Genomic DNA, 22,295 nt, shown 5'->3' with positions numbered 1-22,295 from the left:
TGCTGGCTAACGAACTCGCGGAGACTCCCCGTCGCCCGGAACGCATCTGGCGATGCGTCGTAGCCGAAGCTCTGCTTCGGCGTTCTTAAGGGCGGCCGCCGAAGGCGGCCTACGCCTCTCCCCGCACGCGGGGCGAGGTAACCGGAGTCCTAGAACGGGTAGTAGCGGATCTGGGTCATGATGATGTGGTCGTCGGTCTTCGGCGCGCCGCCGACACCTTGGAAGGCGAAGCGCTGGTTATAGGAATACTGCACGCCGGCCTTGATCGCTCCGTAATCGCCCTTGAAGATCGTGTCGTAGAAGCCGGCGGTGTACTGCCTGACCTCCGAGGTGTTGCCGTTGCAGGTCGCCGCCGGCGAGTTCTCGATGTTGCAGCCGAGATTGTTGTAGAGCGGATTGCCGTAGCCGAACGGCACGGTCCCGACGTTGGAGAACGTCGCCTTGGTCTTCTCGAGGCCGGCATAGGCATAGAGATCGAGCGACGGCGTCGTGTGCCAGACCGTGCCGAGCAGGAACGCCGTGATCGGCAGCGGCTGAATCGAGCCGTCCTGGCGCACCGTCGCATCCGGGAACGGCGCGGCGGTGAAGCGGCCAAGCGCACCGTGAGACGCGGAGCCTTGCAGCTCCAAGAGCTTCGGCACGATCTCCGCCGAGAAGTGCCCGCCGAAGCTCACCGTGTTGACGTCGTGATTGGCGAAGTTGAAGCGATCGTAGAAATCGCGATACATCGCCCAGCCCTCGACATGCAGCTTGTAGGGCCCAAGCCGCGGATCCCACGCGCCCTTCACGGTGAAATCAGGCACGTGATTGAGGCTGACATTGTTGGCGTTGTTGAAGAAGCTGCCGCCAGGACCGGTGAGGTTGACCAGCACGTTCGGATTGAGCACGCCCTGCGGCCCGACCGCAGGCGTGCCGACCAGCGGCGTGTTGCCGCCGAAGAACGAGGTCTGCGGGTTTTCCGCCGAGACCGCGAGCTTGACCTCGGGCCCGATATCCTGCCAGACGCGAATGCCGGGCTGCCGCGCCGCAAGGAAGCCGGGCACCGATTCGAAATCGATCACGCCGGGTGCATCGACCCCACGCGGATCGATGCCGGCCTTGCTCGGCGCATTCAGCGACCAGCTCTGACCGGCAAGCACGTGCAGGCCGAGATCGGTGCGGCTGACCTCGACGCTGGCCTGACGCAGCCGCGGGTTGAACGAGTTGGTGGCGACCGAGTTCGCGGTCTGCGCCGCGCCTTCGAAATCCATTTCGCCGTAGCCGGCGACGCGGGTGTTGGCGAATATTTCGGCCTCCGCAAGCACCGAGAAGCGGGTCTGCCGCGCCGAGAAGCGCGACTCGCCGGTGTTGAAGTTCTTGCTCTGCGGGAACGGAATGAAGGCGTAGACCGAGCCGGTGTCGGAGGCGAGATTGCGGGTCCGATAGATGCCGGTGAGATCGACCCAGCCGCCGAAGGTGAAGGTGACGCCCTTGTAGCAGAGCTTGCCCGACGCGCAGGGATCGAACGGCACCGGCGCCTTGGCCGCCATGTGCGTGTTCTGCATTGCGTTCTGTCTTGCCGCCAGCGCCTCCTCCTTGCGCGCCTGCACTTCCATTTTCTGTTCGAGTTGCTTGAGGCGTGCCTTCAACGCCTTCAGCTCCGACGCATCGTCGTCCGCCAACGCTGGACCTGCCGACAACAGCACGCTGCCGAGCAGAATCCCCCCGAGAATTCGCATCGCTTCCTCCACACGAGGTTGTTTCCTCAGGCGAGAGAGAGCGGTATTCGGGGACTGATATTCGCGGCGGCCCGCAATATTCCGGTCACGTTTTTCTCATCGCCGCCGCGGGAATGTTTTGCCGCGACGGACGATATCGCGCGCGAGGGATTAAGGAGTCCGCGCAGTACGGAGGGTGGATTTTGCGCAGCACAATTCGCCTCTCAGCCCGCGGTGAACGATGGCGGACGTGTAACAACACCGGTCACGAGATCGAATTGTCGTTCGGCACCCGTTTCAGGCTGCCATGGACATGCGATGGACGAAGGACAGCAAGATGATCGGTGAAGTCATTGTGGTCGGTGACCTGAAATTACGGGATGGCGCCTCGCTCGAGGAATACAACCGCCTGGGCGAACGCATGTACGAAATCGTCAGCCGCCTTCCGGGGTTCCTGTCGGTGAAATCGTTCAAGGCGGCGGATGGCGAGGAGCTCACCCTGTTTCGCTTTGCCTCGGAAGAAGCGCTCGAAGCCTGGCGCCATCATCCGGACCACGTCGAAACCATGCAGCGAGGACACGCCGAATTCTACGCCAGCGGCTTCCTGCAGATCTGCAAGGTGATCCGCGAAGTCGGCCCGTTTGAGCATGCGTAACGGTGCGTAGTGCGTAGGGCGGATTAGCGTAGCGTAATCCGCCGCACAGCGGGCGGCGAACAACGGCGGGTTACGGCTTCGCCTAACCCGCCCTACGAAATTTCGAGCGGTGCCGCTCAGAACAGCGGCGGGATCTGCGCGACTTTCAGCGGACCCAAAAACACCGCGCCGTCGGCGAAGCGCAGCGGGAAGCTGCGCGCCTTCTTGCCTTCGAGCGTCGCCTCGGTGCCGAGCGAATTGATGCCGGCGGAGATGCCGGCATTGGCGTTCTGCTTGATCACCTTGCCGAGGCCGGGGATGGCGCGGTCCAGCGCGCCGAACAGATTGCTGAGGTCCTGGCTCTTCACGCCCGGTGCGACACGATCGAGGGTTGCCTGCGGCACGCCGTCCTCGAGCATCTTGTCGATGCCGAGCGCGGGGATGACGCGCTCGAGGCCGGCGACCGTCATCTGCAACTCGCCCTCGATGCGGCCCTGCGCGTTGAGGCGGAGCGTGCCGGCCGCAACCGACAGCACATCGCCCTGCTCGATCCGCGACTGCTGGATCTCGACGCTGCCGCCGGCCGCCTGGATCTCGCGGAAACGATCCGGCCACGGCTTGGGCGAGAAATCCTTCAGGCCGTTCAGCCGTGCCTGGATGTCGGCGTTGAACGGCTGGGTGAGCAACGGATGCACGTCCTGCAAGGTGCCGCCGGCGATCTGGAGCACGGTCTCGATCGCGGGGCTGTCCGGCGCCGAGCCGTCGACCTGCCTGCCGTGCAGCTCGATGTGATTGACGCGCATCAGCGGTGTCGGCGCGGGACCGCCGGTGCGGTCAATGGCGAGATTGTCGAACACCAGCGAGGCGCGCTGCGGCACCGCCGGCAGACCGACCACGCTGCTGCGCCCGAGACTCCAGTTCACCGACAAGGTCGGCTGCGCGTTGCGCTCGGCGATCGTGGCGGGGCCCTTGAACTCCGCTATCACGAGCTTGGGATCATAGATCTGCGCCACGACCAGGATCTCGGCGAGCCGCGCCACGAACGACATTTGCGGCGAGGCGGTCTGCGACATCAGCATTACGCTGGGCTGCCCGCAGCGGATTTCGAGCCGGAACGGGTAACCCGCCACCGAGCGCTTGTCGCAATCATAGACCCGGCCGGCCTTCGCCTCCTGCGCGCGCCAGGCATCCGCCTGCACGCCGACCTGCGAGGCGGCAAAGAACCAGAAGCCGCTCCACAGCACCGCGGCGATCAGGACTGCGACAGGGACGGCATAGAGGCCGAAGCGCGAGCGACGGCGGGGGGCTGAGTTCAAATCGGACATGCGGCGTCCTTTGGCGGGCGAATTTGTCAAAATCGAAGCGGCAGCAAGCCGCGGGCGACCCTTACGCACCTCTTGCGCACCGCTTGCGCAATCCTCGCGCAACCTTTGCGTAACCCTTGCGTAACCTTTACGTAACCCTTGGAAACATCACGGAATCTGCTTCGCTTCGACGGCGTGTTCTGCTAGCCCATCTGCGCGATGTCAGCAAATCCTCCCCATTCCGAAACCGACGGCGACCTCTGGGTGTTCGGCTACGGCTCGCTGATGTGGAAACCGGGCTTCGAGTTCCTGGAGCAGGTGCCGGCGCGGCTGATCGGCGAGCATCGCGCGCTCTGCGTCTATTCGTTCGACCACCGCGGCACGCCGGAGAAGCCGGGCCTGGTGCTCGGCCTTGACCGCGGCGGCGCCTGCCGCGGCATCGCGTTCCGCGTCGCCGCCCGCCTGCGCCACGACACCGTCGCCTATCTGCGGGCGCGCGAGCAGACCACCAACGTCTACCGCGAGGTGATGCGCTCGGTGTGGCTGGAGAATGCGGCACGCGACCGCGTCAGTGCGCTGGCCTATGTGGTCGATCGCGGCCATGTGCAATATGCCGGGCGGCTGTCGCTTTCCGAGCAACTGCGCCTGGTGCAGCAGGGCCACGGCCGCTCCGGCAACAACCGCGATTATGTGCTCTCGACGGTTGCCGCGATCGAGAAGCAGGGCTTTCGCGATCAGCCGCTGCACCAGCTGGCGGTGATGCTGCATGACGCGGGCACGACGCTGCATCGCGATGCATGTGCGGCGGACGGGCTCGACCAGGCCTGAGTGCGGCCGCGCCATTGGCGTCGATCTCGCGCATTGAGGAACCGGTTCGCGGAATTTTGCCACGGCGCGAACAATATTGTGGTTTCAATTTCCGGTCGCTGGAATGGAATGACTGGAATGCGCCCCTCATTGCTGAAGCTCGCCGCACTCGGCCTGCTGTTGCTGCTGAACTCACCATCTCACGCCGGGCTGAGAGAGGATGGCGCGGCATGCGACGCCAAAGATCCGCACCCGGAGCTCGCGATCTCCGCCTGCACCCGCCTGATCGTGGCCAATCCGAGGGGGCGCGACCTCGCGATCACCTATTACAACCGTGCGCTCGCCTGGCATAACAAGGGCGATCTGGAGAAAGCCAAGGCGGATTACGATCAGTCGATCGCGATCAATCCGTCGTTTGCGCCTTCCTACGGCCAGCGGGCCAAGGTCTATCTGCAAAACCAGGACTATGACCGCGCGCTGAGCGACTTCGATCAGGCGATCCGGCTCAAGCCCGCCGGTCCGTTCAGCGCCGGCTGGTTCAACAATCGCGCCGAGCTGTTCGTTGCCACCGGGGACTATGATCGCGCGCTGGCCGATTACGGCAAATCCATCGAGCTCATCCCAACTCGTGGTACGCCTACGTCAATCGCGCGCTGGTCTATGATTTCCGCGGGAAGGACCGTCTCGCGGCGCTGCATTGCCAGGATGCGATCAAGCTCGCGCCGCGCGCTGCCGGCCCCTATTATTGCCGGGCCGTGGTCGAGATCAGCGCCGGCGATCTCGACAATGCCGCGCGGGATATCGACCACGCGATCGCGATCCAGGACGGGCAAGCCGAGTTCTACTCGCTGCGCGGCCTGACGCTCGCCAGCAGAGGCGAGCTCGATCAAGCCATGCGCGACTACGACCACGCCACGCAACTGAACGCACAGGGCGCGCTGAATTACGCACGGCGAGGTCTCGCCGACGAGAAGAAGGGCGATATCGAGGGTGCGCGCGCCGACTTCCGGCATGCGCTCGACGTCATCGGCCTCGATCAGCTCGACCGCACCCAGGGCCAGCGCGTCGCCAGGGAAGGCCTGCAACGGCTGGATCAGGTCGCCATCACGGAGAAGAGCGTCGTTGCGGATCACGGCGCGGCCAAACCTGGCCCGGCCAATCCTGCCCCCGCGCTCGCCGCGGCCGTTCCGATCCCGCCGATCGGCGCGGGCCAGAAGGCAACAACGAGCGAACGGCGCGTCGCCCTGGTCGTGGGCAACTCGAAATATCGCTCCGTCCCGGCGCTGCCGAACCCCGGCCAGGACGCCGCGGCGATTGCCGACACGCTGCGCGCGGTGGGCTTTCAGGATGTCCGCCTCGTCACCGACGCCTCGCGGGACAGCCTGGTCGAAGCCCTCAAATCATTCGCCAACGCGGCTGACGGCGCCGATTGGGCCGTGATCTATTATGCCGGGCACGGCATGGAGATGGCGGGCGAGAACTATCTGGTGCCGGTCGACGCCAAGCTCGCAACCGACCGCGACGTGTCGTTCGAGGCCGTCGCCCTGACCCAGGTGATGGGCGCCACCGAAGGCGCCCGCAAGCTGCATCTCGTCATTCTCGATGCCTGCCGCGACAATCCGTTCGCCAACCAGATCAAGCGCACCGTCGCGTCACGCTCGATCGGCAGGGGGTTGGCCCAGGTCGAACCCGACAGCGGCACGCTGGTGGTCTACGCTGCCAAGCACGGCCAGGTCGCGCTCGACGGCGAGGGCGGTCACAGCCCGTTCGTGACGGCCCTGATCAAGCGCATGCAGACCCCTCGGATCGAGATCCGCAAGCTGTTCGACCTCGTGCGCGACGACGTGATGGCGGCGACGGATCGGCGCCAGCAGCCCTTCAGCTACGGTTCGGTGCCGGGAGCTGAGGATTTCTACTTTGTCAGCGCGAGCCAGAATGCGGCGAAGTAGTCCGCATCGGCCGGCCGAGAACGATGCGATCGGGAATCGGGCCGCCGTCGGGCGTCTGTTGCGATCCGATCAATCGCGGCGGCTGTATGGCGGCGGCCTGTGACATTTAGGCTTTTGCATCGCGGCACGGACGGATAGAAGCTCATCCGCGAACATCGACACTGATGCAATGAACCTCTCCGCCCCCTTTATCCGCCGGCCGGTCGGCACCACGCTGCTGTCTCTTGGACTGGTGGTGGCGGGCATCATTGCGTTCTTCAAGTTGCCGGTGTCGCCGCTGCCCGACGTCGACATCCCGACCATCATGGTGCAGGCGACCCTGCCCGGCGCCAGCCCGGCCGACGTCGCTTCCACCGTGGCGAGCCCGCTCGAGCGTCATCTCGGCCAGATCGCCAGCGTCACTGAAATGACGTCGACGTCTTCGCTCGGCTCTGCCCGCGTTACGCTGCAATTCGACATCGACCGCGACATCAACGGCGCCGCGCGCGACGTGCAGGCGGCGATCAACGCCGCGCGCGCCGACCTGCCGACCAACCTCCGCGCCAACCCCACCTACCGCAAGTTCAACCCGGCCTCGGCGCCGATCCTGATCTACACCCTGACCTCGGACACGCTGACCCCGGCCGAGCTCTATGACGCGGCCTCGACCGTGCTGGCCCAGAAGCTGTCGCAGGTCGAGGGCGTCGGCGAAGTCTCGGTCGGCGGCGGCTCGCTGCCCGCGGTGCGCGTCGAGCTGATCCCGCCGGCGCTCTTCAAATACGGCATCGGGCTCGAGGACGTCCGCGCCGCGCTGTCGAGCGCCAACGCGCACAGCCCGAAGGGCGGCATCGACGTCGGCGACCAGCGCTACCAGATCTATGCCAACGACCAGGCGCGGAAGGCCGCCGACTACAAGCCGCTCGTCGTCGCCTACCGGAACGGCGCGGCGGTGCGCCTGACCGATGTCGGCGACGTCATCGATTCCGTGGAGAATGTGCGCACGCTCGGCCTTTCCAACGGCAAGCCGGCCGTCGTGATGATCGTGTACCGGCAATCGGGCGCCAACATCATCAAGATGGTCGACAGCGTGAAAGGGCTGATACCGCAGCTCAGGGCCTCGGTTTCGCCCGCGATCGACATCACGCTGGCGATGGACCGCTCGAAGACGATCCGGGCTTCGCTGCACGATGTCGAGATCACGCTCCTCATCGCCGTCGCCCTGGTGATCCTGGTCGTGTTCGCCTTCCTGCGCAATGCGCGGGCGACACTGGTGCCTGTGGTAGCGGTCGGCGTGTCGCTGATCGCGACCTTTGCCGTGATGTATTTGCTGGGCTACACGCTCGACATCTTCTCGCTGATGGCGCTGACGGTGGCGACCGGTTTCGTGGTCGATGACGCCATCGTGGTGCTGGAGAACATCGCCCGTCACTTGGATGCCGGGATGTCGCGGCTGGAGGCGACGCTGGTCGGCACCCGCGAGGTCGGCTTCACCGTGCTGTCGATGAGCGTGTCGCTGATCGCGGTGTTCGTGCCGATCCTGCTGATGGGCGGCCTGGTCGGCCGCCTGTTCCGCGAATTCGCCATGACCATCACCATCGCGATCGTGATCTCGCTGGTGGTCTCGCTGACGACGACGCCGATGATGTGCGCGGTGCTGCTGCGCAAGGAGGAAGGCCAGCCGCATGGCTGGATCTACCGGATCAACGAGCGCGCCTTCGAGCTGATGCTGAGCGGCTACCGCGCGACACTCGGCCTCGCGCTGCGGCATCCGCTGCTGGTGATGCTGATCCTGGGCTGCACGCTCTATCTGAACGTCCATCTCTACACGGTGGTGCCCAAGGGCTTCGTTCCGCAACAGGATACCGGGCTGTTGATCGGCTCGATCCAGGCCGACCAGAGCACCTCGTTCCAGCTGATGCAGCAGAAGCTGACCCAGTTCATCGACATCGTGAAGTCAGATCCGGCGGTCGATACCGCGGTCGGCTTCACCGGCGGCGGCGGCGTCGGCCCGGGCGGCACCAACACCGGCACCGTGTTCGCCTCGCTGAAGCCGATGGACGAACGCAAGCTGCGCGCCGACAAGGTGATCGAGCGGCTGCGCGATCCTTTGGCAAAGGTGGCGGGCGCCACCCTGTTCCTGCAATCGATCGGCGATCTCGGCGCCGGCGGGCGCTCCGGCAATGCGGCCTATCAATACACGCTGAAGGGCTCGACCTTCGAGGAGCTGAACGAGTGGACGCCCAAGCTCGTCGCCGCCTTGCAGAAGGAGCCGACGCTCGCCGACGTCAACACCGACCAGCAGAACAAGGCGCTGCAAGCCAACCTGGTGATCGATCGCGATGCCGCCTCGCGGCTCGGGATCACGGTCAGCCAGCTCGACAACACGCTCTATGACGCGTTCGGGCAGCGCCAGGTCTCGACCATCTTCGTCGCGCGCAACCAGTATCACGTCATCATGGAGGTCGCGCCGCGCTTCTCGCAGGACCCGCAGACCCTGAAGGAGGTCTACATCTCGACCTCGGGCGGATCGGCGACCGGCACGCAGAGCACCAATGCGGTGGCCGGCACGGTGGCCTCGTCGTCGCAGAAGAGCTCGATCAGCTCGGTCGCCGCCAACGTGGTGCGCAATCAGGCGACCAACTCGATCGGCGCCACCGGCAAGGGCGTCGCCTCGACCGGAACCGCGGTCTCGACCAGCGCGGAGACGATGATCCCGCTGTCGAGCGTCGCCCGCTTCGAGCATGGCGAGACGCCACTTGCGGTCAACCACCAGGATTTGCTGGTCGCCAGCACCATCTCGTTCAATTTGCCGCCGGGCGTCTCGCTCAGCACCGCGACCACCACGATCGAGAACGCCATGCACACGCTCGGCATGCCGGCGGGCATTTCCGGCGGGTTCGCGGGCTCCGCAAAGATCTTCCAGCAGGCGCTGGCGAACGAGCTCTTCCTGATTCTCGCAGCACTCGCGACGATCTACATCTCGCTCGGCATGCTCTACGAAAGCTACGTTCACCCGCTGACCATCCTCTCCACTTTGCCCTCGGCCGGCGTCGGCGCGGTGGCGGCGCTGATGCTGTCGCACACCGATTTCGACATCATCGGCATGATCGGGGTGATCCTCCTGGTCGGCATCGTCAAGAAGAACGCCATCATGATGATCGACTTCGCGCTCGACGCCGAGCGCCAGCGCGGGCTGTCGTCGCGCGATGCGATCTACGAGGCCTGCCTGATGCGCTTCCGCCCGATCATGATGACGACGCTCGCCGCGCTGTTCGGCGCGGTGCCGCTGATGATCGGCCTCGGCGAAGGCAGCGAGCTACGCCAGCCGCTCGGCATCGCGATCTTCGGCGGGCTGATCCTGAGCCAGATCCTGACGCTCTACACCACGCCGGTAGTCTATCTCTATCTCGACCGCGCCAGGCTGTGGGTCCAGCGCCGCCGCGCCGCACGCCGCGCACGCGGGGCCACGGCACGCGCGTCCTGACCAGGCCATGTACTCACACATCCGAAGCGTGTGTGCGGGGTAGCGAGGCCCGCGTCCCCCCGAACAGCAGACGTCGGCGATGCTTTCGAATCATGCTTTGCGGCCGTTGGCATCGATCGACAGCGCCTGGGCAATGAATTTGTGCGTCGGGGTCGGTACGCCGAGCTTCTCACCCATGCGCACCAAGGTGCCCGAGAAATAGTCGATCTCGAGCGGCCTGCCGGCTCGCCGGTCGACCAGCATGGACGTGATCATTTCGCGGGGATTGGCGTCGGCGGCCTTCATGATCGTCTCGAAGTCGGTGGGCTTGAACGGCACGCCGGCTGCGAGGCCGACGGCGATCACCTCGCGCACGGCATCCTCGAATAGAGCGCGGGTGCCGGGCGTCTCGCGCATCGGTCCGTAAGAGGCATTCGTCAGCGTCATCATGCCCGAACTCGGAGCCAGTGACGCGAACTTCATCCAGACATTGTAGCGGATCTCTGGTGTGAGCACGGCATCGAGGCCGGCCTCCTTGCACACGTGTTGGAAGGCCTCGAGGTGCGGATTCGCTCGCCCATCCGGCTCGCCGAACTCGATGCGGCCAGGTTGCGCCTTGTGCTCGATCACGCCAGGCCGCGCGATGTGGCTCGAGATGCGCACCACGCCCGGCACCACGTGCGCGCGCGGCAGGTGCGCCCTGATGAGGTCCGGCCCCTCGATGCCGTTCTGCAGCGAGATGATCGTGGTGCCGTCCCGAACCGCGGCCTGCAACGCTTTCGCCGCGCGCTCGGTATCGCCGAGTTTGGTTGCAAAAAGCACCATCTCCGGCGGCTCAGCCTCGGCGGGATCGCCGACGGCCTTCACCGGCTTCACAGTGCGATTGCCGCTGATACCAATGATCTGCAGTCCATCACAGCGCATTGCGTCGAGATGCGCTCCGCGCGCGACGAACGTGACGTCCTGCCCCGCGGCCGCTAAACGCCCACCGTAGTAGCCGCCAATGCCGCCAGTACCCATGACCAGAACTTTCATGGTCTCTCCTCGCCAAGCCGCGAACGGCAGAGAGTGCCGATCGGCAACATTCCTGCCACTCACCTCTGGCTCGAACCTCTTGAACATCATGTCACGCGACCACGACATCGCCTCGCCTTAATGAGGCGAGGCGATGTCGTGTTTGCGGACCATCAAGGTCCCTCATGCAACCAAGATGGCTTAGGCGACGACCAAATCGGGCACCAAGAGCTTGCCTTTGGTCTCGGGCCCGTAGAAAGCCGCTGCGGTCCAAGCGAGGCAACCGATCCACGTGCCGACAATCATCGGCAAAGCCAATCCTGTGCCGTAACGTTCAGCGACGAAGGTCAGCACCAGTGGCACGAAGCCGCCGAAGATGGCCCCCTGGTGGTAGCAGAACGCAGCTGCGGTCGCCCGAATCTCGGTCGGGAAACGCTCGTTCAAGTAGGGCACCATCTGCCCATGCATCCCGCCGCCGGCGCACATTCCCTGAGCGATGAAACCCAACGCGATCCATAGAAAATTGGAGGAGAGCAGGTAAAGCGGCGCGAGCGGCAGAGCAATCAGCGCTGGAATAATGATCGCCGCGCGCCGGCCAAAGCGGTCGGACCACCAACCCCAGCCGCACGTCGAGAGGAACAAGCCGAGATTAGCGAAGAAGATCGGGGTCGCGACCTGCCCTGGGGAGAGGTGCAATTCCTTCTGCAGATACGTCGCGAACAGCGCGTTGACGGAGTAATAGGCGACAAAGCCGCCGGCAAGCCAAACGCAGGCTGTCAACGTGTTGGCCAGAACACCACGTTTGAAGATGGAGATAAGGGGGGCACGAACCTCGCGTTGCTCGACGCGCTGGCGGCGCCGGTTCTCGAGCCAAACGGGCGGCTCTTTGACGTACTTGCGGACATAGAAAACGGAAAGCGCCGGGAGGACCCCGACCCACAGCATGCCGCGCCAGCCGATATAGCTGTAGAACAGGCCATAGATCGCGCTCGACAGCATGAAGCCGAGGCCCCATGAGCCTTGCAGGACGCCGCCCATCAAGCCGCGCGAACGTACCGGCCAAGTCTCCATCGCCAATGCCGCGCCGGCTGGCCATTCGCCGCCCATGCCGATACCAAGCAGCGCGCGGAAAATGAAGAGATAGGTGAAGGTTGGCGAGAAGCCGGCGGCGAAATTGCTCAGCGAATACCACAGGATCGAGATCATCAGCGGGATCTTGCGACCGACGCGGTCAGCTAGCCAGCCCGATCCCACGGCGCCGACCAGCCTGAGCCACAATGTCACGGACAATACAAACGCGACTTCAGTCAACGGAACATGGAATTCCTGCGAGATGGGCACCATGATCAGCAGAAACATCGTGAAGTCGAACGCGTCGAGGGTCCAGCCGAGCCAGGCCGCGACCCACGCCAGCCATTGATCCTTCGTAGGCTCTTTCCACCAGGGGATTTCCGAAGAGGAACTAATTTCCAAAGAGGAATTAAGGGTGCCAGACATGGGATGCTCCGTTTGTTGGCTTCCCGGTTGCTCGAAAAGGAATTGCTGCCGCTGGGAACGCGGCATACGAACGAAGAAGGATGAAAATCTGAGTGGAGAGCCAAAAGAGACGGCAATCTCCCGAGAGATCATGCCTGCCGACAGCAGCAACCCTGCGCAGCGAATGAACGGGGAATTCGGCACGTCCCCGCTATGACCGTCAGACAAGTCGACAGCTTACCTCTCACCGACGGGTGCGGCAAAGAGTAAGGATTACTGTCACCTTTCCAATGCCGCAGCTCCTTCGCTTCGGTGCACCATTTCTGACGGGCCCGGGTCACAAGATGGCATCTCCGCGGCCGGGCAACCTGTCCGCGTTACCTCTAAAGGCGGACGTCCCGGATTGATGAGTACCCGTCCTGAGGTGCGATGAGATCGGGTTGAAGCGTCATCGCGCTTTGGCTTCTTGTTTAAGCATGACCTCCGCGCAAGCGCATTCCGCGTTTGTCGCGAGGGAAAACCGCTTCGCACTTTTCCGGATCATGCTTCGCCGGTCGTTGACAGGCCGGCGCCGGTCTTGTCACCCTGCCGCGAGGTGGCAGGCGCAAGGAACCAGGCCGTGACTCCAGCACCGGAAATCGCCGCGTCCCGCTGGTTCAACAGCAGCGAACCCCTGACCCTGGCCGCGCTGCGCGGCCGCCCGGTTCTGCTGCACGCGTTCCAGATGCTGTGTCCCGGCTGCGTCTCGCACGGCACGCCGCAGACGCAGCGCGCGTTCGAGCTGTTCAAGCATTCGGATCTGCTGGTGATCGGGCTGCACACCGTGTTCGAGCACCACGCGGCGATGACGCCGGTATCGTTGGAAGCCTTCATCCACGAGTACCGGCTGACCTTCCCGATCGGCGTCGACGAAGCCGGTGACGGCACGCCGATCCCTGTGACCATGCAGCGCTACGGCATGCAGGGAACCCCGACCAGCATCCTGATCGGCCGCGACGGCAACATCGTGCATCACGGTTTTGGGCAGCAGAGCGACATGGCACTCGGCGCTATCATCGCAGCCGAGCTTGCCGCGCCGCACGGCTGATGCCGGCCCACACTGCCTGCAACCCATTCCCGCGGCTGCGTTATGACGGCGTCGCGGAATGCGTGATAGCGTTTCGCCAACCAGACCCATCGCCTTGCGGGAGGATCTCATGAAGACCTATCAGCTCTACATCAACGGCCAGTATGTCGATCCCGCCAATGGCGAGTGGTTCGACAGCATCGATCCCTATCGCGGCGAGGCCTGGGCCAAAATTCCGCGCGGCTCGGCGGCCGATGCCGACAAGGCAGTGAAAGCCGCCAATGAGGCGATGTGGCGCGGCCCGTGGGCGAAGATGACGGCGTCCGCGCGCGGCAAGGTGATGCGCAAGCTCGGCGACCTCGTCGCGGCCAACGCGGAGCGTCTCGCCGAGATCGAGGTGCGCGACAACGGCAAGCTGATGGCCGAGATGCTGGGCCAGCTGCGCTACCATCCGGAGTGGTGGTGGTATTTCGGCGGCCTCGTCGACAAGATCGAGGGCGGCCTGGTGCCGATCGACAAGGCGGACACCTTCGCCTACACGACGCATGAGCCGGTCGGCGTCGTCGCGGCGCTGACCGCCTGGAATTCGCCGCTGCTGTTCGTCGCCTGGAAATGCGCCGCCGCGCTCGCCGCCGGCTGCGCCGTGGTCGTGAAGCCCTCGGAATTCACCTCGGCCAGCACGCTGGAGTTCGCGGCGCTGACGAAAGAGGCCGGCATTCCCGACGGCATCTTCAACGTGGTGACCGGCTTCGGGCCCGAGGCAGGCTCCGCGCTGATCTCCCATCCCGGCGTCGCAAAGATCACCTTCACCGGATCCGACACCACCGGCGCAAAGGTCTACGAGACCGCGGCCAAGAGCCTGAAGCGGGTTTCGCTCGAGCTCGGCGGCAAGTCGCCCAACATCGTGTTCGAGGATGCCGACCTCACCGCGGCTGCGGCCGGCGCCATCTCCGGCATCTTCGCCGCCACCGGCCAGACCTGCATCGCCGGATCGCGCCTTTTGGTGCAGAGCTCGATCAAGGAGAAGTTCGTCGCGCGCGTGCTGGAGCTGGCAAAGTCCGCCAAGATCGGCGATCCCATGCAAGCCGACACCAATGTCGGCCCGATCACGACGCCGGCGCAGTACAAGAAGGTGCTCGACTACATCGATATCGCGAAAGCCGAAGGCGCGCGCTGCCTGCTCGGCGGCAAGCCGGCCTCCGGCGACGGCATCAAGGGCGGCCAGTTCGTCGAACCGACCATCTTCACCGACGTCGACAACACCATGCGGATCGCGCGCGAGGAGGTGTTCGGCCCGGTGCTGTCGATCATCTCCTTCGACACCGAGGAAGACGCCATCCGCATCGCCAACGACACGATCTACGGCCTTGCCGCCGGCATCTGGACCAAGGACCTCGCACGCGCCATCCGCGTGCCGAAGCAGCTCCGCGCCGGCACCGTGTGGGTCAACACCTACCGCGCCATCAGCTACATGATGCCGTTCGGCGGCATGAAGTTCTCCGGCGTCGGCCGCGAGAGCGGCATCGACGCGGTGCGCGAATATCAGGAAACCAAGAGCGTCTGGATTTCGACCGCGACGGACGTGCCGGCCAATCCGTTCGTGATGCGGTAACTCTCCGCCTACCCCTTCGCCGCACCCGGCATGCCGCCGAACAATTTCGCCTGCTCGGCGCGGCCGGCGTCCACGATGCGGGTGGTGGCGGTTTCGATCTGGTCGCGCAGGCGGGTCATGAACTCGTCGCGCGGCAGGCCCGGCGGCAATGGATCGAGGAATTCGACCACCAGCGTGCCGGGATAGCGCATGAAGGTGCGGCGCGGCCAGAACAGCCCGGAATTGAGCGCGATCGGCAGGCACGGCACGCCGCTCTCGGCATAGATCTGCGCAACGCCGGCCTTGTAGTTCGGCGCAGCGCCGGGCGCGGTGCGGGTGCCTTCCGGAAAGATCACGAGCTGGCGGCCGAGCTTCACCTCGGCCGCCGCACGCTTCAGCGTCTTGATCAGCGAGCGCGGTCCGCCGCCGCGCTCGACCGAGATCATGCCGACCTTCTTCAGGTACCAGCCGAACACCGGGATCATCATCAGCTCGCGCTTGAGGATGAATAGCGGATGCTCGAAGAAGCGCACCAGCGCAAACGTCTCCCAAAACGACTGGTGCTTGGAGGCGACGACGAGCGGCCCGCTTGGAATCTTCTCGACGCCGCGGAACTCGACCCGAATGTTGCAGATCACGCGCATCAGGAACAGGCTGGCGTTGGCCCACGCGGCCTCGATCGCCATCATCGCGCCGCGCGGCAGCAGCAGCGCCGGCAGCGCGACGATGCAGAGCAGCACCAGCACCAGGTAGAACAGCACGTTGAAGATCAGCGAGCGCAGAAAAATCATTTCAGTCCTTGTTTGAGCATGATCTCCGCGCAAACGCGTACCGCGCTTGTCGCGAAGGAAAACCGCTCCGCACCTTTCCGGATCATGCCTAGTCCCTATTCGCCTGCGCCGTCGCCGGGCGGCGTGGCGCGGCTGCCGGCTCGGCGAGATCGGAGGTCAGGTCGAGGCCGATATCGGCCAGCCGCACCCGCATCTCGGCGGCGACATATTTGGCGTATTCCGATAGCAAGAGACGGAACGTTCCGCCACTCGTCCACCACGGCTCGTCGCGCCATTTGTCGCCGACCACCGCGAACGGGATCAGCGTGATATCCGGCATCGCGTGTGACAGTTCCACGATCGCGCGCGGCATGTGGTAGTTCGAGGTCACCACGATCAGCGACTTGAAGCCGCGCTCGTGCGCCCAGCGCCGCGTCTCCGCCGCATTGCTGCGGGTGTTCACCGCCGAACGGTCGAGATCGACGCAGCATCGCATCAGCCCCTGGCTGTCCGGAACCGAGCGCGAAATGTCATTGGCGTCGTTGGTCGGATGCACGCCGGAAATCAGCAGGCGCTTGCCGTAGCCCGCGGCCAACAGCTCCATGGCGTCGGACACCCGCGACGAGCCGCCGGTCAGCACCACGATGCCGTCGGCATTGTGCGGCGGGTCGGTCTCGACACCGCGCAATTGCGACAGGAAGCCGATGAAGCCGACCGCGGCGGCAACAAAGGCAAGCGCCAGCGGCACGACGATGACGACGCGCAGCCAGCCGCGCGGCTGCGCGGCATGGCCTTTCGGCGACGTATCGTCGGGCTGCAAACTCATGTGATGCTGATATCCTTCCCCCCGGGGATTTTAGAGCATGATCCGGAAAAGTGGAAACCGGTTTTGCCCGGCCAGGGCCGTGCCGATGCGGGCGAAATCACACTCTGGCGACGACCCGCGATCACGAAACCGGCCCCATGATTGCGACGCCGCGGGCCGTCAGTCGATGTCGTCGAGCGTGGCGAACAGGGTGCGCCGCGACGCCCATGCGGTGATCGCCGCGATCAGCACCGCCTGCAACGCCAGGACGAGGTAACCCGACGGACGCAGCGAGAACGTGCCGAGCAGGGCCGCGAACTGGTCGCCCACCGGCGTGCCGGAGAACCAGTTCGCGATCGACTCGGAGAAGCCGAACGCCAGCATCGCCGCGCCGCCGCCGATCAGCCCGCCCTCGAGGCCGAGCCGGAGGAAATGCCGCAGGAAGCGGTTGGCGATGAAGCTGTCGCCGGCGCCGACGAAATGCAGCACCTCGACGATCGGACGGTTGGACGCCATCGCGCCGCGGGTCGCGAACGACACCGAGATGATGGTGGCGATGATCACGAGGATCAGGATGCCGACGCCGGCAAACACCGTGGCGCCGGTCATCGAACGCATGCGCTCGATCCAGGCGCGGTGATCGTCGACGCTGGCGGTCGGCGCCGCCTGCGTCACCCGCGCGCGCAAGCCGGCGAGATCGAGCGTGGTGCCGGGCTGCACCCGCGCCACGATCACGCGCGGCACCGGCAGTTCGTCGATCGAGAGCCCGCTGCCGAGCCAGGGCTCCAGCAGCTTGGCGGATTCCTCCTTGCTGAACGGACGCACCTCGAGAATGCCGGACTGCGCCCGCATCGCCTCCACGGCGGCCTGCGCGTCGCGGTCGAGATCGCGGCCCGGCGCGGGGCGCACCTGGATGGTGATCTCGCTCGACACTTCGGACTGCCATTCGGCCGCCGACGCGCTGACCAGCAGCACGGTGCCGGTCGTCAGCGAGGCGAGGAAGGTCATGATCGCGACCACCGCGACCAGCGCGCGGCCCGAGATCGAGGCGCGCGGCACGATCGGCGACATGTTGCGCGCGGTGGCCGGCACCTGCGGGCGCTCGCGCCCGAGATCGACCAACGACACTTTCTCGTCGCCGCTCCTACTCATAGATGTGCAGCCGTCCCTGATGCAGCACCAGCCGCCGCGCCTCGTATTGATCCATCAGCGTGATGTCGTGGGTCGCGATGATAACCGCGGTGCCCGATTTGTTGAGCTCGATGAACAGCCGCAACAGGCGGCGCCCGAGCGTCGGATCGACGCTGCCGGTCGGCTCGTCCGCCAGCAGCAATTGCGGCCGCGAGATCACCGCGCGCGCGATCGCCGCGCGCTGCTTCTCGCCGCCCGACAGGATCGGCGGCAGCGCATCCATGCGCTCGCCGAGGCCGACCCATTTCAAAAGGTCGATCACCTCGCGGCGATAGGTCGATTCCTCGCGGCCCATCACGCGGAACGGCAGCGCGACGTTCTCATAGGTCGTCATATGGTCGAGCAGGCGGAAATCCTGCAGGACGATGCCGATACGCTTGCGCAGGTCGGCGACCTGGTCCTTGCTCAGCAGGGAGACGTCCTTGCCGAACAAATTGACCAGCCCGCGGGTCGGCCGCAGCGACAGGAACAACAGCCGCAGCAGCGAGGTCTTGCCCGCGCCGGACGGGCCGGTGAGGAACTGGAACGAGTGCGCCGGGATCATGAAGGAGAGGTCGCGCAAAATCTCCGGGCCGAGCCCGTAGCGCAGACCGACATTTTCGAACCGAACCAATGCGCTAGCTCCGTTCGAGAGGGCCTGAGGCCCAATACCCAACAAAGACGGCCCGAACACCCGCCGAGCGGCCGCGAACCGCACAGAAAGCTTGTGCGTCGCTTATGGTTTCCGATTCGTTAACGGTCGCTCGGTAGCATCCGGGCATACCACACGGTGGAGATTCGGCTCCATATGCATATCGTTTGCCCGCATTGTACAACATCTTACGCCATCAATCCGGCCACCCTGGGCGAGGCCGGACGCACGGTCCGTTGTTCCCGCTGCCGCGAGGTCTGGCTAGCCCGGCCGGAGGACGCGATCGGGGCGACCGCACCCAGTTTGGCCTACGAGGCCGCGGGCTCCAATCTCGCCGCCGAATGGGAGGCGATGGGCCGCGAGGAGGCTGACGCGACCCCGATGGTCGACAGCCCCTCGATTTCGGCCGATTTACCCGCCGACGAGGACGCCGCCACGGAGTGGCCGGCGGTAGCCGAGGCGGATGCCGCCGCCCACGCCGGCACCCAGGACGCCGCCGGAAAGCGCCGCTTCGGCCTGCCGCGGCTTCCTCGCCTGTTCCGTCTGCCCCCGCTGCCCCGGATTCCCTTCATGCCCGTGATCGGCGCCCTTCCGACCACCTGCGCCGCGATGTGCGCACTGATCATTGCCCTGTTCGTCTGGCGCAACGACGTGGTGCGGCTGCTGCCGCAGACGGCGCTGTTCTACAAGATGGTCGGGCTCGACGTGAATTTGCGCGGCCTCGCCTTCAAGGACCTCAAGATCATCAACGAGACCGTGGACGGCAAGCCGGTGCTGGTGATCGAGGGCATGATCGTCGGCCAGACCAGGAAGCCGGTCGAATTGCCGCGGCTGCGCTTCTCGGTCCGCGACGCCCAGGGCGCCGAAATCTATGCCTGGAACGCGGTGCTGGAGCAGCCGGTGCTCAATCCCGGCGAGCGCGCCTTCTTCAAGTCGCGCCTCGCCTCGCCGCCGCCCGAAGGCCGCAATATCGACGTACGCTTCTTCAACAAGCATGATCTCACCGGCGGCCGCGCCTGAGGCTGGGGCCACCACTTTCGGAAACCGACCAATCACCATGACGCGTGTTCTGATCGCCGACGACGAAGACTCGATGCGCTCGCTGGTGGCGCGCGCCATCGCCATGGACGGCCACGAGACCGTGACCGCGCAGGACGGCGCCGAGGCGCTGGAGATGCTGACGCGCGACGAAGGCGCGTTCGACCTCCTGCTCACCGACATCCAGATGCCTGTCATGGACGGCATCGCGCTGGCGCTGACCGCGGCCCGCGACTTCCCCGCATTGAAGATCCTGCTGATGACCGGCTTCGCCCACCAGCGCGAGCGCGCCTCCGGCCTCGAGGCGATCGTGCATGACGTGGTGACCAAGCCGTTCTCGGTGGCCGATATCCGCACCGCAGTGGCGGACGCGCTGGCGGCAAGGAAGGCGAGCTAGCCGTCATTGCCGGGCAATACGACCACCGCACACACGTCTCGTCATGCCCCGCGAAGGCGGGGCATCCAGTGCGCCGCGGCTTCTCGATTCAATCGCTGGCGTCTCTGGAATACTGGATCGCCCGGTCCCGTCTTCGCCAAGGCTCCGACGAGGCCAGCGGTCCGAGGCGCGCCGAAGCCTTCGGCGAAGGCGGCGAGCCGGGCGATGACAGTGGAATGTGTGGCGACTCAATAATCCTTCAGCAGCCGCTCGATGTAGTCGAGCTCGATCTGCGGCCGTGACGGATCGGCGAGGCGGCGGCGCAGCTCTTCGAGAATCCTGCGGACGCGCTGGACGTCGATCTCGCCGGGGATCTTCACCGTGTAGTCGTCGCCGAACTCGCGGCCGTGCAGCGGACGACCGAGTGGATCGGTCTGGTTGCCGCCGCTCTGCTGGCGGCCGGCGCGGTTGCCGGGGCCATCGCCGGGCTGGTCGCCGTCGCCCTGCTGCATCGCATCGGCGAGGCTCTGGGCGCCCTTGCGCAACGCATCCAGCGCGCGGCCTTGCGAATCCACCGCACCGTCGGCATTGCCCTCGCCGAGCCGCCCGGAGGCATCGCCCATCGCGGAATCGGCCTGGTCGAGCCCGTCGCCGTCGTCATCACCCTGATCGCCGCCCTGGTCGCCCTGCTGGGCCTGATCGCCCTTCTGGCCTTGCCCCTTCTGGCCCTTCTGGCCGCGCTGCTCCGGACCCATGCCGCGCTTGGCGAGCTCTTCCTGCAGCTTCTTCAGACGGTCGCGCAGCGCCCGCTGATCCTGCTGCAGGTCGCCCATCGACTGGTCGCCCTGCTTGCCGCGCATGCGGTCGCGGCGGGAATCCTGGCCCTGCTTGAAGGTCTTGTCGCGCAGTTGCTGCTGCTTGCGGATCATGTCGCCGAGCTCGTTGAGCGACTGCTGCATGTCGTCGTCGCCCTGGTTGGGCTGCGCCATCTGCAGGTTTTCCAGCATCTGCTGCATCTGTTCCAGCAACTGCCGCGCCGCATCCTTGTCGCCGGAGCGCGACAGCCGCTCCATGCGATCGAGCATGTTCTTGAGATCCTGCTGGCTCAGCACCTTGGCATTGGGATCGAGCGGGCGCGCGAGCTGCTGCGGATTGTTGCGGAACTGCTCGACCATCTGGCGCAGGAAATTGTCCAGCGCCGCGCGCAGATTGTCGGTGAGCTTCTTGATCTCCTCGTCGCTCGCGCCGCGCTCCAATGCCTGCTTGAGCGCGTCCTGCGCCGCGCGCAGTGCCTTGTCGACATCACTGATGTTGCCGTCCTCGATGGTGACGGCGAGCGCCCACAGGCTGGCGACGACCTCGCGCAGCTGGTCGTCGGTGCGCGCCGCCTCGAGCTGGCGGCTCACGGTGTGGAGGCCGAGGTAATAGCCGGTTTCCGGCATGAACATTTCCGGCGCGATCATCAGCGCGTCGAGCGCGGCGTAGACCTGGCCGTTCTGGTTGGCATCGAGCGCGAGGATGCGGCGCTGCTCGATCAGCGCGCGCGCCAGGGGCTTGGTGAACAGCCGCTCGGGCAGCCGCATGTTGAACGGCTCGCTCTTGCCCTCATTGCCGCCCTCGTCCTTGGCGGTCAGCGTGAGCGTCACATCGGCGCCGGCGTAAGGGTCCTCGCTGAGATCCTTGACGGTCTGGCCGACGCCGTTGCGGGTGCGCGCATTCGGCAGCACCAGCGGAAACTGCGGCGGCTCGAACAGCGGGCGCGGCTGCGCGGCCTTGCCGTCGGCATCCTTGGCCGCATCACCCGGCCGCGCCGCGAACTGCGCGCGCGCTTCAGTCACGCCGTAATCGTCCTCGAGCCTGTAGGACATCTGCAAGGCGCCGCGCGCCTGCCGCTCTGGATCCTTGGCGAGCGCAATCGACGGCGGGCGGTCCGGCGTCGCGGTGAACTTCCACTGCGGCTGGCCGGCCGGGGCGCGGACATGCGCGGTGCCGTCGCCGGTGATCTTGAAATGCCGCTCATTGGTGCCCTTGGGCGCCTGCCCCTCCGGCGCGACCTCGGCGACGCCGCCGCCGACCACGACGTCGATGGTGCCGCCGCTGGAGCGCACCAGCAGAGTGCTGCCGGCCGGAACCGCGAGCGGGGTGCTGTCGGCGGCGTTGGCGTCCTTGTTGGCGTTGGACAGGATGATCGGCGGCTTGCCGGTGTAGTTCGGCGGCGTCACCCAGGCGTCGACCCGGACATTGGCCGGCGCCATGATGCCGTTCCAGTCGAACGCCGAGGCGACCCGCAGGCCGCGCTCATCACCGGCGGCGACATAGGTCGCGACCAGCATCACGATGACCAGCGCGCGCAGCGCCCAGGGGTCGTGCAGCGAGACGCGCGGCCGCGGCAGGCCGGCGCGGATGCGCTTGATCGAGGCCAGTGTGCGCTCGCGCTGCGCCTGCCACAGCGCCAGCGCGAACGGATCCTTGTTGGTGAGCGTGTCGGAGAGCGTGGTCGCGGG

At 65.7% G+C, this 22,295-nt stretch carries 18 protein-coding genes; 9 read left to right on the top strand and 9 right to left on the bottom strand.

Annotated features, from left to right (window positions below; genetic code table 11):
* Nucleotides 1-149 precede the first annotated feature (149 nt).
* Complete coding sequence (locus H8B02_RS29885; RefSeq protein ID WP_229169530.1) at nt 150-1,718, bottom strand: hypothetical protein; 1,569 nt, start codon at nt 1,716-1,718, stop codon at nt 150-152.
* A gap of 316 nt (nt 1,719-2,034) precedes the next feature.
* On the opposite strand from H8B02_RS29885, the gene H8B02_RS29880 reads away from it, so the two are divergent.
* Nucleotides 2,035-2,352, top strand: coding sequence for an antibiotic biosynthesis monooxygenase family protein (locus H8B02_RS29880; protein WP_229169529.1), 318 nt, complete (start codon nt 2,035-2,037; stop codon nt 2,350-2,352).
* 116 nt (nt 2,353-2,468) lie between these two features.
* On the opposite strand, the gene H8B02_RS29875 is transcribed toward H8B02_RS29880, so the two are convergent.
* Nucleotides 2,469-3,656, bottom strand: a complete 1,188-nt coding sequence (locus tag H8B02_RS29875) for a DUF2125 domain-containing protein (RefSeq protein WP_229169528.1) — start codon at nt 3,654-3,656, stop codon at nt 2,469-2,471.
* 198 nt (nt 3,657-3,854) lie between these two features.
* Here H8B02_RS29875 and H8B02_RS29870 point away from each other — a divergent pair, with 198 nt between their 5' ends.
* The 4 genes from H8B02_RS29870 (at nt 3,855) to H8B02_RS29855 (ending at nt 9,854) form a co-directional block, all read left to right on the top strand.
* Nucleotides 3,855-4,463: a gamma-glutamylcyclotransferase gene (locus tag H8B02_RS29870; protein WP_229169527.1), complete on the top strand. Its 609-nt coding sequence runs from the start codon at nt 3,855-3,857 to the stop codon at nt 4,461-4,463.
* A 117-nt stretch (nt 4,464-4,580) separates the two neighbouring features.
* Nucleotides 4,581-5,303 (top strand): tetratricopeptide repeat protein, encoded by a 723-nt coding sequence (locus tag H8B02_RS29865; protein ID WP_229169526.1) that lies wholly within the window; start codon nt 4,581-4,583, stop codon nt 5,301-5,303.
* Nucleotides 5,198-6,391, top strand: a complete 1,194-nt coding sequence (locus H8B02_RS29860; protein WP_229169525.1) for a caspase family protein — start codon at nt 5,198-5,200, stop codon at nt 6,389-6,391. Before H8B02_RS29865 ends, H8B02_RS29860 begins: the two co-directional genes overlap by 106 nt.
* Before the next feature lie 169 nt (nt 6,392-6,560).
* A complete protein-coding gene (locus tag H8B02_RS29855) occupies nt 6,561-9,854 on the top strand; it encodes an efflux RND transporter permease subunit (RefSeq protein ID WP_229169524.1) in 3,294 nt (1,097 codons plus the stop codon).
* 90 nt (nt 9,855-9,944) lie between these two features.
* Here the strand turns inward: H8B02_RS29855 and H8B02_RS29850 are convergent, their stop codons facing one another.
* Nucleotides 9,945-10,868 carry a 2-dehydropantoate 2-reductase gene (locus H8B02_RS29850; protein WP_229169523.1) on the bottom strand — a complete coding sequence of 308 codons (924 nt, stop codon included), beginning with the start codon at nt 10,866-10,868 and terminating at the stop codon, nt 9,945-9,947.
* Between the two features lie 180 nt (nt 10,869-11,048).
* Nucleotides 11,049-12,344, bottom strand: coding sequence for an MFS transporter (locus tag H8B02_RS29845; RefSeq protein WP_229169522.1), 1,296 nt, complete (start codon nt 12,342-12,344; stop codon nt 11,049-11,051).
* A gap of 598 nt (nt 12,345-12,942) precedes the next feature.
* Between H8B02_RS29845 and H8B02_RS29840 the strand changes: the two genes are divergently transcribed.
* The gene (locus tag H8B02_RS29840; RefSeq protein ID WP_229169521.1) at nt 12,943-13,410 is read left to right on the top strand and encodes a peroxiredoxin family protein; all 468 of its coding nucleotides are present in this window, start codon (nt 12,943-12,945) and stop codon (nt 13,408-13,410) included.
* A 109-nt stretch (nt 13,411-13,519) separates the two neighbouring features.
* Nucleotides 13,520-15,001 (top strand): aldehyde dehydrogenase, encoded by a 1,482-nt coding sequence (locus H8B02_RS29835; protein ID WP_229169520.1) that lies wholly within the window; start codon nt 13,520-13,522, stop codon nt 14,999-15,001.
* 8 nt (nt 15,002-15,009) lie between these two features.
* Here the strand turns inward: H8B02_RS29835 and H8B02_RS29830 are convergent, their stop codons facing one another.
* The 4 genes from H8B02_RS29830 to ftsE all read right to left on the bottom strand — a co-directional run bounded on the left by H8B02_RS29830 (nt 15,010) and on the right by ftsE (nt 18,359).
* On the bottom strand, nt 15,010-15,771 hold the full coding sequence (locus H8B02_RS29830) for a lysophospholipid acyltransferase family protein (protein ID WP_229169519.1): 762 nt from the start codon (nt 15,769-15,771) through the stop codon (nt 15,010-15,012).
* 88 nt (nt 15,772-15,859) lie between these two features.
* Complete coding sequence (locus H8B02_RS29825) at nt 15,860-16,576, bottom strand: YdcF family protein (protein ID WP_229169518.1); 717 nt, start codon at nt 16,574-16,576, stop codon at nt 15,860-15,862.
* Between the two features lie 159 nt (nt 16,577-16,735).
* Nucleotides 16,736-17,707: a cell division protein FtsX gene (locus H8B02_RS29820; protein WP_229169517.1), complete on the bottom strand. Its 972-nt coding sequence runs from the start codon at nt 17,705-17,707 to the stop codon at nt 16,736-16,738.
* On the bottom strand, nt 17,700-18,359 hold the full coding sequence (gene ftsE / locus H8B02_RS29815; RefSeq protein ID WP_021079468.1) for a cell division ATP-binding protein FtsE: 660 nt from the start codon (nt 18,357-18,359) through the stop codon (nt 17,700-17,702). The genes H8B02_RS29820 and ftsE overlap by 8 nt, the downstream gene beginning before the upstream one ends.
* Before the next feature lie 174 nt (nt 18,360-18,533).
* On the opposite strand from ftsE, the gene H8B02_RS29810 reads away from it, so the two are divergent.
* Nucleotides 18,534-19,397: an MJ0042-type zinc finger domain-containing protein gene (locus H8B02_RS29810; protein WP_229169516.1), complete on the top strand. Its 864-nt coding sequence runs from the start codon at nt 18,534-18,536 to the stop codon at nt 19,395-19,397.
* Between the two features lie 37 nt (nt 19,398-19,434).
* Nucleotides 19,435-19,812: a response regulator gene (locus tag H8B02_RS29805; RefSeq protein ID WP_097674090.1), complete on the top strand. Its 378-nt coding sequence runs from the start codon at nt 19,435-19,437 to the stop codon at nt 19,810-19,812.
* A gap of 227 nt (nt 19,813-20,039) precedes the next feature.
* Here the strand turns inward: H8B02_RS29805 and H8B02_RS29800 are convergent.
* Nucleotides 20,040-22,295, bottom strand: a 2,256-nt coding sequence (locus H8B02_RS29800) for a TIGR02302 family protein (RefSeq protein WP_229169515.1), incomplete at its 5' end; no start/stop codon positions are given.

It is taken from the genome of Bradyrhizobium altum, assembly GCF_020889705.1.
In the GTDB taxonomy this organism is placed as follows: Bacteria; Pseudomonadota; Alphaproteobacteria; order Rhizobiales; family Xanthobacteraceae; genus Bradyrhizobium; species Bradyrhizobium altum.
The sequence above is the reverse complement of the archived record's forward strand: the minus strand, read 5'-3'. Positions and strand labels throughout refer to the sequence as shown.